Genomic DNA, 15,320 nt, shown 5'->3' with positions numbered 1-15,320 from the left:
CACCGTCACCGTCACCGCACGCAGCCTCGTCCGTCACGCCTCTCGCACGTTCACCGCTCTCGCGCGTTCACCGCCCGAGGAGTTCAGCGAAGCGGTCCAGCGCACGGTCGGTGCGCCGGCGGTCGCCGGTGGTCGTGAGGTCGAACAGCAGACCCCGGATGACGGCCATGACCAACGTGGGCGTGACGGTGTCGTCAGGGCCGGTGGAGACGTCCCGGAAGGTGGCGCCGAGAGTGTCGAACCAGTCCGTGATCGCCTCGGCCTGGTCGGGGTAGTTCTCGGGGTGGACCAGGCCGTCGGCGTGCACCTCGAAGAACAGCCGGACGAACGGCGCGCGTTCGTCCGCGCTCATCCACACCCAGATGCCCCGCAGCCGCTCCTGCACGGAGCCCTTCATCGGCGCGGGGTGCCCGGCCAGACGTACCGCGCCCCGGCGACGGGCCTCGGCGAGGACCGCCGCGACCAACTCCTGCTTGCTGCCGAAGTCGTAGAGCAGCATCCGTGGACTGGTGTCGAGGGCTGCGGCCAGTGGTCGCAGGCTCAGTCCGGCCAGGCCGTGCGCCAGCACGTAGTCGGTCGCCCGAGCCAGCGTGCGCTCGCGACGGGCGGGGTCGGCGGGTCGCCCCACGGTGGATCTCCCTTCGGCGCATCGGAGTTGAAACGGCATTGGCGAGTATATGGTACGACTGTTTCAATAACGAGGGGAGACCACATGCACACCTTCGACCGAGCACTCGTCCTGGGCCCCGGAAGTCACGTCGGCACGGCCTGGACAGCCGGACTGGCCTACGGATTGCGCCGCAACGGCGTGGATCTGGGCGAGGCCGACCTGATCGTCGGCACGTCAGCCGGCTCGATCGTCGGAACGCTGCTCGCCACCGGGCAGGACCCGGGGCGGCTCGCTTCCTCCGCTCGCCAGGCCGCTCACCGGGTCAAGCCTGACCCTGAGCGGATGGGCGCGGTGTTCGCCGTACTCGGCGACCGCAGCCTGGAACCCGGAGAGGCGAGGCGTCGCGTCGGCCGCCTCGCACTCGACGGCACCGACCCCCGAGCCGAGGAGGCGCTGATCGCGGGGCGCGCCGCCCTGATCGGTGCGGACGCGTGGCCGGAGCGACGACTGCTGATCACCGCCGTCTGCGCCACCACCGGTGAGCCCGTGGTGTGGGACCGCGACAGCGGCGTGCCGCTGGTGCACGCGGTGGCGGCGAGCAGCGCCTTCCCCGGAGCCGCACCGCCCGTCGCCATCGACGGCCGGCGGTACATGGACGGTGCGCTGCGTGCGGGCCCCAACGCCGACCTCGCCGCTGGAGCCCGCACGCTGGTCGTGGTCGAGCCGATGGCCCACCTGTTCCCCCGGGAACCGCTCAACCAGCAGCTGGCGGCAGTGGGGGCGGACGCCGTGGTGACCATCGGCCCCGATCCGGCCTCGGTGCGCGCTTTCGGCTCGGACACGGGCGACCTGGCGGCCTGGGAACCGGCCTACCAGGCGGGCCTCCGCCAGGCCGGCGACGTCGAGGCGCAACTCCGCACCATGTGGAGGGCGGAAGTCGACGCGGGCTGAGCGCCGATCAGGTCGGCGCGATCACCAGCATCTGCCTGCCTGACTTCCGGGGTAGCCCTATGACACCTGACAGTTCATCATCGGGCCCGAAGGGAATTCCAGTCATGACCGACCGCGTAGACCTGTCCGGCGCTTCCTGGATCACATCCTCGTACTCCAACAACGGTGGCAACTGCGTGGAGGTCGCCACCGACGTCCCCAACCTCGCTCCCGTCCGCGACTCCAAGGACCCCGAGGGTCCTGCCCTCGTCTTCCCCGCCGACACCTGGTCATCGTTCATCGCCACGATCCGGACCGGCGAGTTCGGCGAGGTCTGACGCGCACCTTGTCCGATCCCCACTGCCCACGGCGGGCAGTGGGGCTCGCGCGTCAGGTTGACGCGTAGGCACGGGATAGGCCAGCGTTCGTAGTCGATGACTATCCCGCGCGCTCGACTGTCACTCCATCTCGGCGCCCCCGGTGGGCTGTTCCCGCAGTTGGTCGACCTCCCGGCGATAGAGAGACCGGGCCGCCCACGTTCCGTACTCCTGGGTGGGCGACGCCTGCTCAACCACGTGATGCGCCCGAGCCTTGAGCACGGCACCCCACAGCACCACATGGTGCCGAGCGCTGCGCCCACACTCCTTCGGTTCACCGGGCAGGCAGAGCGGAAGTGGATCGCCGACCTTGTTCGCGGCGTGTCGGACGTACCGGGCGATGTCGAGCCATTCGGCCTCGGTGCGGGCTGGCCAGCCGTTTGGGGCGTCGCCGGGCCACGGCGTCCAGTCGTCGCCGTAGTGGTCGCCGTGGTTGTCCAACGTCCGCTCCCTGGTTGCAGTACGGGGGTACTGATGCTGATCGGCGACGGGGGACCCGGGCGGGTCACAGTGCCGTACCGAGGGCACACAGGGCGAGCACGGGCCGCACATGGGAAGGAACTGTGGCGGGGTGCAGCTCTGTGTGAGGTGACCCCGGCGATGTGGACACACCTGACAATGGATCTTGTAGATCCAGGAAGGTGAAGATCCGCGTGGCAAGGCCATCGAAGTACAACCCGGAGTTCGGAGCCGACGCGGTCGCGCTGTGGCGGGGCCCTCGGGGAATCCGAGGGCCCCGCCGCACTCGCACCACCTCAGCGGGCGATCAGCTCGCGAACCGCGTCGCTCACTTCGGGGAGCTCACTGGGGAGTGCCCACTGGTGGGCGTCGTGCTCGGTGAGGACGACCGGTTCGGTCTTCTCCACGGTGACGGCGAAGTTGAACTGGCGGGTCGTGCCGCCGCGGCTGTTCTGGTAGTCGAAGTGCCCGATGTAGCCGGTGACCTCCTTGATGGTCAGCCCGGTCTCCTCGGCGGTCTCGCGGTACAGGGCGTCGAGGATGGACTCTTCCTCCTCCAACTCGACCGTCCCGGAGGGGATCTCCCACAGGCCGCCCATGTAGTCGTCGGGGTTGCGCCGCACGAGCAGGACCCGGCCGTCGTGGTTGATCACGGCGGCGGCGACGAAGCCGCTGATTCCGGCGGCTTCGGCATCGGTCGCCAGGCCGGCCACGAACTCGGGGGAGGTGACAGTCACTGCAGCTCCTTGTGATGGTCGCTGATCTTGACGGCCGCGCGGACGTACTGCTCGGCCACTTCCAGATCCTGCTCACGATGCCAGACCGGGAGCTTGATCATGTGGGCGTGGGCGTGCTCCGCGACCGGGAAGTCCCCTGCCTTGTACCGGCGGTGGGAGTGCGGGTGCCCGGGGAACAGTGGTCCGGGCTGCTGGTACAGCGGGAGCTGGTTCATGGGGCAGGTGGAGCCGGGGCGGTCGAACTCGGTGGCGCCCTCGGCGATCAGCGCCTGGTGGAAGCGCTCGATCGGCAGGCCGTCGAGTTCATCCGGCTTGTAGGTGAGCGTCAACCCGTACCAGGACGGGATCACCCCGTCGGGCATCTCGGTGACTTCCAGGCCGGGTGTCCGGGCGAGCTGGCCGGTGAGGTAGCGGGCGATCTCCGCCCGGCCGACGACGTAGCCGTCGAGGCGGGCGAGCTGGTCATGGGCGATGGCGGCGGCAAGGGGGTGGATGCGGAGCTTGAGGCCGGCCCCGGTGACCGCGTACCGCGCGAGCGGATGGCCTTCCGGGATCTCGGTCTTGGCCCGCTTGTTGTAGTGCGCGAGCGTGATGACCCGGTGGTAGGTGTCGTCGTCGTCCGTGAGGACGAACCCGCCCTCGCCGCCGGACAGCGGCTTGGGGCCGTTGAGGGAGAAGGCCGAGGCGAGGCCGAACGTGCCGACCTTCTGCCCGGCGATGCTCGCGCCGTGGGCGTGGGAGCCGTCCTCCAGTACCGCCAGGTCGTGGGCGTTCGCCACGGCCACCAGGTCGGTCATGTCGGCGGGCTTGCCCCACAGGTGGGTGACCATGATCGCGCGGGTTCGGGGGGTGATCAGCTCCTCGATCCGGTTCGGGTCAATGTCGCCGTCCGGCCGGGTTTCGCACAGCACGGGCACCGCGCGGAGGTGGAAGAGCGGGGAGGCGGTGGCGTGGAAGGTCCAGGCCGGAACGATGACCTCGTCGCCGGGCTTGATCCGGGCGGCCCAGTAGGTGGCGTGCAGGGCGGCGGTGCCAGAGCTGGTGGTGACCGCGTGCCGGACGCCGAAGTACTCCTGCAGGCCGCCCTCCAGCTCGGCGACGATGCCGGACCGGCCGGGGATGGAGATCGACTCCTCAAGCTGGGCGGCGACCTTGGCGCGGGTGGTGTCGTCGATCGGCGGCCAACTGAAGTGCGGTCCCGTGGCGGTGACTTCGGGCTTGCCGCCGAGCAGGGCGAGGGTGCTGGTCACAGCATCTCCTTCGGGTCGATGTAGCGCCCTGCTGCCTTGGACTGGTAGCAGGAGGCGATGAACGCGGCGTGCGCGAGGTGCTGGTCGGGGCCGGAGGTGTTCGGCCGTTCGCCGTCCAGGACCCGGCAGAAGTAGTCGATCTGCGCGGCCGATGCCGAGGCGGGAGCGTGGGGGCGGGTCAGCTCCTCCACCACGGCGCCGTGCAGGTCGAGCCGCTGGACCTGGCCCTTGGTCAGCAGCACCGAGCCGCGGGTGCCGACCACGTGCAGGCGCTCGGTCTTCGGAGCCACCCACCGGGACAGCAGCACCGAGCCGTACAGGTCGGTGTCGTAGCCGAGCTGGATGACGGCGGTGTCCTCCGCGTCGTATCCGCCGCCGGGGACGGCGGTGGTGGAGAACTCGGCGATGACCCGGCTGGGCAAGCCGAAGTACCACAGCAGCAGGTCGATGAGGTGGTAGCCCATGTCGATGATGCAGCCGCCCCCGGCCTGCCGGATGTCCCCGCGCCACCCGGCGCCGGGGTCGTCGGTGTGGAAGGTGTACTGGCCGTCGATCAGGAAGGGGATGCCGATCTGGTCCAGCATCCCGGCGACGCTCGCGTGGATCGGGTTAAAGCGCCGCTGGAGGGTGACCATCAGCTCGACCTGGCCGGCCTGGCAGACCTGGGCGAGATCCCGGGCCTCCCACACGCTGGTGGCGAACGGCTTCTCCTTGAGGACGTGGACGCCCCGGGCGGCGCACTCGTGGACGACCTCGCGTCCGGCGTGGTGCGGGACGGCGACAACCACGAAGTCCGGGGCCACCGCGTCCAGCAGCTCACCGGTGCGGGTGAATCCCGGGACCTGGAGCTGTTCCTGCCGCTGCCGCAGGGTGTCGGGGTTGCTGTCGCAGATGGCGACGAGCTCGGCCCTGCTGGAGGCGAGCAGGCCGGGCAGGTGGTCTTCGAGCGCCTGGTGGCCGAGGCCGATGACCGCAGCGCGTCGTTTCATGCGCGGACTCCTTCCGCTTCGTGAAGGAACTTCTTCGGTGCACGACGAGTAGAGCCCAACTCACGGTCACCAACCAGGCGTTGTCTGTTGTCCCGGGGTAGTCCAGCCCGTACGCGCAGTAGGCTCACGGTCACCGTCGATGATGGGATTGGCCCCGTGGACGACCAGATCCGGCACCCCCTCGCGTACGCCCGCGCGCTTCGCGGCTGGTCCCAGACCGACCTCGCGGCCCGCATCCACCACGCCGCCAGGAACAGGCCCGAGGGTCTTCGCTCCGGCACCGACAAGGCCGCCGTCAGCAAGTGGGAGAACTGGCGCAAGACGCCCAGCATCGAATCCCAGCTCCTGATCGCCGAGGCCTTCGACATCCCGATCAGCGACCTGGGAGCCTTCGAGTGGCCTCACTGGCTGCCAGGCCAGGAACAGCCGGTGCCACTCGGATCGGCGTTCACCGTCCACGCACTTCGAGACGCACAGAGAGCCACAATGGACCATCGCCGCCGCACCTTCATGACCTTCAGCGCGCTCGCGCTGGCCGGACTCTCAGCCCAATGGGCCACCCTCGAACCCGACCGGCTCACCACCGCTCTGAACGGCAAGCACGTCGACGGCGAACTGGTCGACTGGATGGAGGACACCAGCGCCAAGCTGACCGCCCTGCCCACCGAACAGCGCCAGCACACCGCCAAGCTGATGGACGCCCAACTGGAGACGGTCACCGACCTGCTGGAACAGGGCCGGTACACCGAACCCATCGGCCAGCGCCTCCACCTGCTGGCCGCCTCCCTGGCCAGCACCTGCGGCTGGCACCGCTTCGACCAGGGCCAGCACTTCGCGGCGGGCAAGCTCTGGAACGCGGCCCTCACCAACGCGCACGCCGCCCGCGACCGCGACCTCGGGGCCGGCGTCCTCTCCGACTTCGCCTACCAGTCGATCTGGCTCACCCAGCCGGGCGCCGCCGTCGAACCGCTCAGCCAGGCCCTCATCCACACCCGGCACCCCACCGCACAGTCCCTGCTCTACCTCCGCCGGGCCCGCGCGCATGCCGCCCTCGGAGCCGCCGCCGACTGCCACCGCGACCTGGCCGCCGCCGAGAACGCCCTGCTGACCGACAGCCCCGACCAGGCCCCCGCATGGTGCCGGTGGATGAGCACGGCGGACCTGGCTGTCGACTCCGGCCAGTGCATGCTCGACCTCGGCCGTACCGACGAAGCGCACGCCCGCATCGACGAGGGCATGAGCCTGCTGCCGCGCTCCCGCGACAAGACGCGCGGGATCTTCCTGACCTACGAGGCCCGCAGCCTGCTGCAGGCCCGCGAGGTCGAACATGCCCTTGCCGTTACGAATCAGTCCCTCGACCTCGCGACCAGGATCGGCGCCGACCGGTGCGTCACCCTGGTGCGCGAGCTCGCGCCGGCGTTCAAGCCCTACCGCCAGGTCGATGGCGTTGCCGACCTCATGGACCGCCTCAAACCGAGCTAGCGTTGCGGGTTCAATGCCGACACCTTCGAACCCGACACGCGACTTGCCTAATGAATGCACGGTTCGTTGCAGAACCCGGTCACCTCCAGCCACGCGAAGTCGAGCGGTGCGGGTGCGACTGCGCTGTTCAACGTGCGCCTCCAGAGAACAGGGAAGGTAAGGAATCGACGGTGATCGAGGGACGGCCGCTCCCCGCCGGCGAGGTGGCCGGCGGGGAGCGGTGTGGCTCGGCGAGGGTCTGGCGCCAACGTGCCCTCGGAGCCGGCCGGCAGGGGAGGTAGGCCTGCCGGTGCCCGTCCGTGATTGCCTGTCACGGACGGGCGTTGGACCCCGCCGCCGCGCGGGATGAGCACTCGCGGCGCGGTGGCGGGAGCTTGTCGGTCCGGTTCGCGGTTCGGCCGACAGCGGCGCGGCAGCCGTTGACCACAGCGGTAAAACCGCCGGCCGCCAGCGAGCTGACGTGCAGCCCGGCGAGCAGCATCTCCCCCGAGGTCACGCCGGCTCCGGAAACATCGGCCGACGCTGCGGGCTGCTCCCTGTACCCGGCGCGATCTCCCTGGGGTCGCACCGTCGCAGCTGATCGGGCCTGGTCGTCCACTCGCACCCCCCGCCGAGCGGCCTCAGGAAGGCCGCCCCGCAGAGGATCTCCATGAAGACCCCCTCCTTCGGCTTGCCGTCGTCGTCTCGGTGCTTCAGGTCCCGCACCACCTCGTTGCGGACGAAGTCGGGCAGCGCGGATTTCGGGTTTTCGGGCATGGGGTCTCCGTAGCGCTTCGCTCTTGGCGTGTCACTTGGTGTAGCCATGGTGGCGCGACAGCCTCTACGATCGGAAGGGTTCTCCACTTGACGAAATCCCCTGTGGGATAAGGAATGCAACGGAGGTCTGATCATGCGCGAGACCGAGCTGGACCCGTCCGCATCACCCCTCAAGGCCTTCGGCGCACAACTCCGCAGGCTGCGCAAGGCGGCGGGGCTCACACAGACCGACCTCGGGGCGATGACGAACTTGAGTGACAGTCAGATCTCCAACCTCGAACGAGGGACACGCAGTCCCACACTCGACTGGGTCGTACAAGCCGACCGGGCCCTTGGTGCCGGTGGAACACTAGAACTGACGTACTGGAGTCTCAGCGGCTCATCGTTGCTGGAAGGGTTTCCCGAGTACGCCCAGCAAGAAGCGAAGGCCCTGAGCATCAACCACTTCGAACTGGGCATCGTGCCTGGCCTGGCGCAGACAATGGAGTACGCCGCAGCCTTCGCCTCGGCCGCCGTGCGGCGCGGCAGCGTCACCGAGGAGCAGGCTGCGGATCGGCTCGACTTCCTTGCCACGCGCCAGAAGCTACTTGACCGGCAGCCTGCGCCCCGGCTCCACTTCGTCCTGGACGAGGGCGCCCTTCTACGACCGGTGGGCGGGCGCAAGGTCATGGCTCGGCAGCTTGCGCACCTTGAAGACCTCGCCACTCGTCCGAACATCACGATCCAAGTGGCGCCGCTTTCTCTTGCAGAAGAGCTGCCGTTCACCATGATGGTCACGCTGCTGACCCTGGCGGATCGAAAACTCCTGGCATACTCGGAGTGCCAGTTGCGCGGCTTCCTCTCGCGGGACGCCGAGACTGCTCAAGCCTGGGAGCGGGACTGCCACCAGCTCCAGGTTGAAGCGCTCTCGAAGGCTGCGTCACTGGAGCTGATCCGAAAGTGCAAGGCGTGAGAGGAACGTCATGATCACTCCTGTAGACCTATCCGACGCCGCGTGGGTCAAGGCCAGTTACAGCAACAATGGCGGGTCTTGCGTTGAGGTGGCCCCCGGCTTCCCGGGTGTACTGCCCGTCCGTGACTCCAAGGACCCCGAGGGTCCTGCCCTCGTCTTCCCCGCCGAGGCCTGGTCGTCGTTCGTCGCCGCCGTCCAAGCCGGCGAGTTCGGCGAGGTCTGACGCGCACAACTCTCGCGAGCCCCACCACCCTCAGCGGGTGGTGGGGTTCGCGCGTTCTTGGCGGTGACAGTGTTTCAACTGCGTTCACCGAATGCTCTTGCGCGGTCTTGTGCACCGTGCGGGCGGCGACGTTGGATGTACACCATCCGCTGACCGTCGCGTTCACGTCATACCCTCACGGAGCCCCAATGCCGCTGTCGTCCCTCCGCAAGGCCGCCGCCGCCTGCGCTGCCGCCGCCGTGCTCGGCGCGCTCGCCACCGCCCCCGCCACGGCCGCCACCGGCGCCACGACCGAGAGCGCCCCGGTCACCGCGCCCGCGCTGGACGTCCTCACGTACAACACGTTCCTGATGAGCACGACCCTCTACCCCAACTGGGGCCAGGAGCACCGGGCGCAGGCGATCGCCTCGGCGGACTTCTTCCAGGGCCACGACGTGGTCGTCCTGGAGGAGGCCTTCGACAACGCGGCCTCCGACGCCCTGACCGCCAAGGCCTCGGCCGCCTACCCGTACCACACCCCGGTCGTCGGCCGCTCCACCAGCGGCTGGGACGCGACCTCCGGCAGCTACAGCTCCACCACCCCCGAGGACGGCGGCGTGACGCTGCTCAGCAAGTGGCCGATCCTGCGCAAGGAGCAGTACGTCTACAAGGACGCCTGCGGCTCGGACTACTTCTCGAACAAGGGCTTCGTCTACGCCGTCCTGAACGTGAACGGCCAGCGCACCCACGTGGTCGGCACCCACCTGCAGTCCACCGACTCGGGCTGCTCCAACGGCCAGCCGGCCGCCATCCGGGCCAAGCAGCTCACGGCCATGCGCGGCTTCCTGGACGCCAAGCAGATCCCGGCGAACGAGCCGATCCTGCTCGCCGGTGACCTCAACATCGACTCGCACGGCTCCGAGTACCAGGCCCTGCTGGACAACGCCAACCTGGCGCCGGCCTCCGCCCGCACGGGCTGGCCGTACTCCTTCGACACCGCCGACAACTCCATCGCCGCCTACCGCTACCCGGGCGAGCCCAAGGAGGACCTGGACTACGTGCTCTACCGGGCCGACCACGCCCGCCCGCAGCAGTACACCAACCAGGTCCTGCGCACGCACAGCGCGCCGTGGACGGTGAGCAGTTGGGGCAAGAGCTACACCTACACCGACCTCTCCGACCACTACCCGCTCGCCGCGCACTGACCGGGGAAGCGCACTGACCAGGGACTGACCCGCGGGGAACTAAGCAGCCCCGAAGGGCAGTTCCAGCTCGGCCCAGACCACCTTGCCGTCCCTGGTCAGCCGGCTGCCCCAGCGCTGGGCCAGCTCGCTGACCAGGAACATGCCGCGCCCGCCCTCGTCCTGCTCGGCGAAGGGGCGCAGCTGCGGGGCCGCCCCGCCGGCGTCGGAGACCTCCAGGGTGAGCACCCGGTCGCGGAACAGCCGCAGCCGCCGCGGGGCGTCGGCGTGCAGCAGGGCGTTCGTGACCAGCTCGCTGACCAGCAGTTCGGCGTAGTCGGAGAGGGCGGTCAGGCCCCAGGCGTCCAGGGTGGCGCGGGTGAAGCGGCGGGCCTTGCCGGGCAGCCGGCCGCCGCCGGTGAGCGGGAGGGTGGCGATCCGGTCGGCGGGCAGTGGCAGCACCCGCGCCATGATCATCGCGATGTCGTCCTCGGTGCCGTCGGTGACCAGTGCGCCGAGGACGGCGTCGCAGTTCTCCTCCAGGGTCCGGCCGGGCCCGGCGAGGGTGTCGGCCAGCAGGTCGATGCCGTCGTCGAGGTCCTGGCCGCGCCGCTCGACCAGGCCGTCGGTGTAGAGGGTGACCATGCCGCCCTCGGGCAGGGTGAACTCGATCGACTCGAAGGCCACCCCGCCGACGCCCAGCGGCACGCCGGGCGGCACCTCGACCCTGCTGGCGGTGCCGTCGGGGGCGACCCAGATCGGCGGCAGGTGGCCGGCCGAGGCGACCTGGACGGTGCGCTCCAGCGGGTCGTATACCGCGCAGATGCAGGTGGCGAACTGGCCCTCGCCGATGCCCGAGGCGGTCTCGTCCAGGCGTGTGAGGACCTGCTCGGGCGGCATGTCGAGGGTGGCGAGCGTGCGGGCGACGGTGCGCAGCTGGCCCATGGTGGCGGCGGCCCGGATGCCGTGGCCCATCACGTCGCCGACCACCAGGGCGACCCGGCCGCAGGACAGCGGCACGACGTCGAACCAGTCGCCGCCGACCTCGCTGACCACGCTGCTGGGCAGGTAGCGGTAGGCGATCTCCAGGCCCAGGGTGCGGTGGATCTCCTGTGGCAGCAGGCTGCGCTGGAGGGTGAGCGCCGTCTCCCGCTCGCGCCGGTAGAGCCGGGCGTTGTCGATGGCCAGCGCGGTGCGGGCGACCAGTTCCTCGGCGAGCGCCACGTCGGCGTCGCTGAACGGCTCGGAGTTGCGCATCCGAATGAACTCGGAGCCGCCGAGCACCATGCCCCGGGCGGTGAGCGGCACCATCAGGTACGAGTGGATGCCCGCCGCGATGCCGGGCTCGACCCGGTCCTCGCTGGCGACCAGGCCGCGCAGCACCTCGGCGTCCACGTGGGCGCGCAGCAGGGGGCGTCCGCTGCGCAGGCACTGGGTGTAGCTGCGGTCGGGGGCGTACTCGGAGGTCTCGCCGACGGTGTCCACGGCGTGCGCGAGGCCCGACTCGTAGGACTCGCCGACGGCGACGGCACGCAGGGTGACCGTCCGGTCGGAGGGGATGGGGGTGGGTTCGGCGCCGCGCAGCACCGGTTCCAGCAGGTCGACGGTGGCGAAGTCGGCGAACCGGGGGACGACGGCCTCGATCAGCTCCTCCGCGGTGCGCTGGAGGTCGAGGGTGGTGCCGATCCGGGCCGTCGCCTCCGCGATGGTGGCGAGCCGCTCCTGGGCGCGGGCGGCGCGGGCCTCGGCCTGGAAGCGCTCGGTGACGTCGATGATCGAGGAACAGACGCCGAAGACCCGGCCGGTGGAGTCCTCCAGCCGGAAGTAGGAGGCGGACCAGGCGCGGTCGCGCTTGGGGTCCCCGGGCACCCGGCCGTGGGAGCGGGCGTCCACCACGGGCTTGCCGCTCCTGAGCACCTGCCTCATGGTCTGCTCGATCTCGACGCTGTTGATGCCCGGCAGCACCGCGGGTATCCGGCGGCCGAGGTGGGCGGCGACGGGGACGCCGTTCATCCGGGCGAGCGCCTCGTTGAGCCGGACGTAGCGCAGCTCGGTGTCGTACACGGCCATGCCGATCGGTGAGCGGTCGAAGACGCCGTCGAGGACGGCGAGGTCGGCCTCGACCGCCTGGAGGGCGCGGATGTCGGAGGCGGTGGCGAGCAGCAGCAGGGTGCCGGCCGGGCCGGCGATCGGGTAGGTGCGGAACTCCAGGTCGACCTTGTGGCCGTCGCGGTGGCGGACGGGGAAGACGCCGGACCAGCCGGTGGAGCCGCCCATGATGTGGGAGAACAGGGACAGCACCTCGGGGCGGTCGGTGCCGTCGGTGAGCAGCTGGGCGGCGTAGCTGCCGACGGCCTCCTCGGCGGAGTAGCCGAGCAGCGCCTCGGCGTCCTCGCTCCAGTGCAGGATCAGGCCGTCGCCCTGGAGCAGGGCCGTCGCGAGCGGGACGAGTCGGTGGCCTTCGGGGCGTACGGGGGTGCCGCCCGGTGCGGGGCCGGCGGCGGAGGTCACGTCCCACTCGTTTCCGTGCATGATCAGGCAGCACCCCGGTTCGGCTCGTGCCCGGCCGGGGGCCTCACGGTCCGTGTCGGCCGGGATTCTTCTCCAGACTGCACGGACATCGGCCGCCCGGCGACCCCTTGGTCAGGGGTCGTCCGGTCGCTCCGGTAGTACGGGAGTCATGGGCGTACCGGCCGCAGCGTACTCTCCAGAACGCCGGTCCACTGCCGGATCACCCCGGATCGTCGGACGCTGTCGTCGGTGAGCAGGTTGGCCAGGCCCAGCCCGCGGGCGAGGTCGAGGGTGGCCTGCACGGACTCGCGCACGCCGGGGCGGGTCTCGTCGGCGTCCAGGAACTCGACGGCGGCCCGGTGGGCCTCCCGGCCGACGTGCCCCTCCAGGGCGATGATCCGCTCGCGCAGCGGCTCCTCGGTGGCGGCGGCCGTCCACAGGTGCAGGGCGGCGCGGAACAGGGGACCGGTGTAGAGGCGCACGATCATGTCGACGACGGCCCGGGTGCGGTCGGGGCCGGCGGCCGGCAGCTCGTCCGTGTGGGCGCGGACGGCGGCCAGCCGCTCGGCGGTGACGTGTTCGACGGCCGCGGTGAACAGGTCCTCGCGGGTCGGGAAGTGGTGCTGGGCGGCACCCCGGGACACTCCGGCGCGCTCGGCGACCACCGTGACGGTGGAGCCGTGCCAGCCGAGCTCGGCCAGGCAGTTCACGGCCGCCGCGAGCAGCCGGGCCCGGGTGGCGCGGCTGCGGTCCTGCTGGGGGGTGCGGACGGCGGGGTGGCTGGTCATGGCTGGCGGCGGTTCCTGTTCCGGTGGGGGCTCGGCGGGCCGGTCGTGCCCGACGGGCCCGTCGCGGTCGGCGGGCCCGCCGTGCTCGGCGGGTCGATCCTCACAGACGGGCGCCGGTCTTCGGCCGCCGGGGGCCCGGCCGTTCAGCGGGAGGCCTCGGGGGCGGTGGGCGCGGCGGCTGCGGTCGCGGACGCCGCACGGCGCTCGGCCTCGCGGGCCCGCAGCTCGCGGCGGAGGATCTTGCCGGCCGCGGACTTGGGGACGGCCTCGACGAACTCCACCGCGCGGACCTTCTTGTACGGGGCCACCAGCCCGGCCACGAAGCCGGTGACGTCCTCCGCGCTCAGGCCGCTGCCCGGAGCACGGACCACGAAGGCCTTGGGGCACTCGGTGCCGTCGGCGTCCGGGACGCCGATCACGGCGGCGTCGACGATCTGCGGGTGGCCGAGCAGCACGGCCTCCAACTCGGCCGGGGCCACCTGGTGGCCCTTGTACTTGATCAGCTCCTTCACCCGGTCGACGATGTACAGGTACCCCCGGTCGTCGACGAAGCCGACGTCGCCGGTGTGCAGCCAGCCCTCGGAGTCGACCACCGCGGCGGTGTCGGAGGGCCGGCCGAAGTACCCCTTCATCACCTGCGGGCCCCGGATCAGCAGCTCGCCCGGCTCGCCGGGCCCGAGGTCCTCGCCGGCCCCGTCCAGGGCGGCGACCCGCAGCTCGGTGGAGGGAATCAGCCGCCCCACCGAGCCGGGCGAGGGGTCGCGCTCCAGCGGGGAGACCACATGGGTGACCGGGGACAGCTCGGTCATGCCGTAGCCCTGGAGCAGGTGCGGCAGGCCCAGGCGGCGGGCGCAGGCGGCGGCGAGCTCCGGATCCAGCGGAGCGGCCGCGCACAGCAGGTACTCGACGGAGGAGAGGTCGAAGCGGTCCACGACCGGGTGCCTGGCCAGGGCGAGCGCGATCGGCGGGGCGACCACCAGCGCCTGCACCCGCTGCTCCTCGATGGTGCGGCAGAACTGCTCCAGGTCGAAGCGGGGCAGCACCACCACGGTGGCGCCGCAGCGCAGCGGCTGGTTGAGCAGCGCGGTCAGGCCGTAGATGTGGAAGAAGGGCAGCACGGCTAGCACCCGCTCGCCCACGGCGGGCCGGTAGAGGGCGTCGCACTGGGCGAGGTTGGTGGCGATCGAGCGGTGGGTGAGCATCACCCCCTTGGGCAGTCCGGTGGTGCCGCTGGAGTAGGGCAGTACGGCGACGTCCCGGCCCGGGTCGATGGCGATCCCGGGGGCGGGGCCGGTGGTGGTCAGCAGGTCGGCGAGCGAGCGGTGGCCCTCCGCGCCGTCCAGGACGAGGATCTCGGCCAGTGGGCCGCCCTGCTCGGCGAGCAGGGCGGCGGCCTTGCTGGCGGTCGGCAGGAGCGGGGAGACGGTCACCAGCCAGCGGGCGCCGCTGTCGCCGAGCTGCCCGGCCAGGTCGGCGGGCGTGGCCATCGAGGACACCGTGGTCACGGTGGCGCCGGCCCGGGTGGCACCGTAGAAGGCCGTCGGGTAGCCAAGCGTGTTGGGGCTGAACAGGGCCACCACGTCGCCCTGGCGCACCCCGGCCGCGGCCAGTCCGGCGGCCACCCGCTCGACGCCGGCGGCGAGCCGCGCGTAGCTCACGCGCTCCCCGGTGACGCCGTCGATCAGGGCCGGCCGGTCACCGTACGCCGCCGCGCCGCCGAGCACCGCCTCATGGATCGGCAGGTCCACCGTCGGCACGTCCGGGAATTCGCTGCGGAACACCAAAGTAAGCCTCCAGAAAGGTAGTTGACGCATCGGCTGGCGCGGCGAAAGGTCGACCGAGGGTACGAACAGGAGCATACGGACCATGACGTCCGCCACTGCAAAGTTCGCCGAGATGTCCCTCTGGTGACCCACCGGGGGCACGCCGGGCGGGTGCGTCCGGTGGGTGCGTCCGGTGGGTCCGGTAGGTGCTTCCGGTGCGCCCTGGAAGGAGGCGGACTAGGCCGTGTCCTGCCGATCACTTGAGTCGTTGATACGACTATGGGGAGTAGGGGTGATCTGACTGACGGCCAGTGGGAGCGGCTTCGGCCGCTC

The 15,320-nt window shown here is 70.9% G+C and carries 15 protein-coding genes; 6 read left to right on the top strand and 9 right to left on the bottom strand.

Features of this window, described 5'->3' with window-relative positions:
• Positions 1-67: 67 nt before the first annotated feature.
• Positions 68-628 (bottom strand): TetR/AcrR family transcriptional regulator, encoded by a 561-nt coding sequence (locus tag AB0O82_RS17905; protein ID WP_363584663.1) that lies wholly within the window; start codon positions 626-628, stop codon positions 68-70.
• 84 nt (positions 629-712) lie between these two features.
• Between AB0O82_RS17905 and AB0O82_RS17900 the strand changes: the two genes are divergently transcribed.
• Together AB0O82_RS17900 and AB0O82_RS17895 are read left to right on the top strand one after the other, a co-directional pair.
• A complete protein-coding gene (locus tag AB0O82_RS17900) occupies positions 713-1,561 on the top strand; it encodes a patatin-like phospholipase family protein (protein ID WP_363584661.1) in 849 nt (282 codons plus the stop codon).
• A 104-nt stretch (positions 1,562-1,665) separates the two neighbouring features.
• On the top strand, positions 1,666-1,878 hold the full coding sequence (locus tag AB0O82_RS17895) for a DUF397 domain-containing protein (RefSeq protein ID WP_363584659.1): 213 nt from the start codon (positions 1,666-1,668) through the stop codon (positions 1,876-1,878).
• 120 nt (positions 1,879-1,998) lie between these two features.
• On the opposite strand, the gene AB0O82_RS17890 is transcribed toward AB0O82_RS17895, so the two are convergent.
• The 4 genes from AB0O82_RS17890 to AB0O82_RS17875 all read right to left on the bottom strand — a co-directional run bounded on the left by AB0O82_RS17890 (position 1,999) and on the right by AB0O82_RS17875 (position 5,352).
• Positions 1,999-2,358 carry a hypothetical protein gene (locus AB0O82_RS17890; protein WP_363584657.1) on the bottom strand — a complete coding sequence of 120 codons (360 nt, stop codon included), beginning with the start codon at positions 2,356-2,358 and terminating at the stop codon, positions 1,999-2,001.
• 314 nt (positions 2,359-2,672) lie between these two features.
• Complete coding sequence (locus AB0O82_RS17885; protein WP_363584655.1) at positions 2,673-3,113, bottom strand: NUDIX domain-containing protein; 441 nt, start codon at positions 3,111-3,113, stop codon at positions 2,673-2,675.
• Positions 3,110-4,363 (bottom strand): DegT/DnrJ/EryC1/StrS family aminotransferase, encoded by a 1,254-nt coding sequence (locus tag AB0O82_RS17880; protein WP_363584653.1) that lies wholly within the window; start codon positions 4,361-4,363, stop codon positions 3,110-3,112. Before AB0O82_RS17880 ends, AB0O82_RS17885 begins: the two co-directional genes overlap by 4 nt.
• Positions 4,360-5,352: a Gfo/Idh/MocA family oxidoreductase gene (locus AB0O82_RS17875; RefSeq protein ID WP_363584651.1), complete on the bottom strand. Its 993-nt coding sequence runs from the start codon at positions 5,350-5,352 to the stop codon at positions 4,360-4,362. Before AB0O82_RS17875 ends, AB0O82_RS17880 begins: the two co-directional genes overlap by 4 nt.
• Positions 5,353-5,508: 156 nt before the next feature.
• Between AB0O82_RS17875 and AB0O82_RS17870 the strand changes: the two genes are divergently transcribed.
• Positions 5,509-6,834, top strand: a complete 1,326-nt coding sequence (locus tag AB0O82_RS17870; RefSeq protein WP_363584649.1) for a helix-turn-helix transcriptional regulator — start codon at positions 5,509-5,511, stop codon at positions 6,832-6,834.
• Between the two features lie 492 nt (positions 6,835-7,326).
• On the opposite strand, the gene AB0O82_RS17865 is transcribed toward AB0O82_RS17870, so the two are convergent.
• Positions 7,327-7,590 (bottom strand): hypothetical protein, encoded by a 264-nt coding sequence (locus AB0O82_RS17865; protein WP_363584647.1) that lies wholly within the window; start codon positions 7,588-7,590, stop codon positions 7,327-7,329.
• A 133-nt stretch (positions 7,591-7,723) separates the two neighbouring features.
• On the opposite strand from AB0O82_RS17865, the gene AB0O82_RS17860 reads away from it, so the two are divergent.
• The 3 genes from AB0O82_RS17860 (at position 7,724) to sph (ending at position 9,949) form a co-directional block, all read left to right on the top strand.
• Positions 7,724-8,542: a helix-turn-helix transcriptional regulator gene (locus tag AB0O82_RS17860; RefSeq protein WP_363584645.1), complete on the top strand. Its 819-nt coding sequence runs from the start codon at positions 7,724-7,726 to the stop codon at positions 8,540-8,542.
• A 10-nt stretch (positions 8,543-8,552) separates the two neighbouring features.
• A complete protein-coding gene (locus AB0O82_RS17855; RefSeq protein WP_363584643.1) occupies positions 8,553-8,765 on the top strand; it encodes a DUF397 domain-containing protein in 213 nt (70 codons plus the stop codon).
• 188 nt (positions 8,766-8,953) lie between these two features.
• A complete protein-coding gene (gene sph, locus AB0O82_RS17850) occupies positions 8,954-9,949 on the top strand; it encodes a sphingomyelin phosphodiesterase (RefSeq protein WP_363584641.1) in 996 nt (331 codons plus the stop codon).
• Positions 9,950-9,988: 39 nt separating this feature from the next.
• On the opposite strand, the gene AB0O82_RS17845 is transcribed toward sph, so the two are convergent.
• The 3 genes from AB0O82_RS17845 to AB0O82_RS17835 all read right to left on the bottom strand — a co-directional run bounded on the left by AB0O82_RS17845 (position 9,989) and on the right by AB0O82_RS17835 (position 15,008).
• A complete protein-coding gene (locus tag AB0O82_RS17845) occupies positions 9,989-12,457 on the bottom strand; it encodes a SpoIIE family protein phosphatase (RefSeq protein WP_363584639.1) in 2,469 nt (822 codons plus the stop codon).
• Between the two features lie 146 nt (positions 12,458-12,603).
• A complete protein-coding gene (locus AB0O82_RS17840; RefSeq protein WP_363584637.1) occupies positions 12,604-13,224 on the bottom strand; it encodes a TetR/AcrR family transcriptional regulator in 621 nt (206 codons plus the stop codon).
• A 143-nt stretch (positions 13,225-13,367) separates the two neighbouring features.
• Entirely contained in the window at positions 13,368-15,008 is a 1,641-nt protein-coding gene (locus tag AB0O82_RS17835; RefSeq protein ID WP_363584635.1) for an AMP-binding protein, read from the bottom strand.
• Positions 15,009-15,320: the final 312 nt, after the last annotated feature.

The organism is Kitasatospora sp. NPDC088264, assembly GCF_040685715.1.
Classification (GTDB): Bacteria; Actinomycetota; Actinomycetes; order Streptomycetales; family Streptomycetaceae; genus Kitasatospora.
Note: the sequence above shows the minus strand (reverse complement) of the source record. Positions and strands in the feature narration are given on the sequence as shown.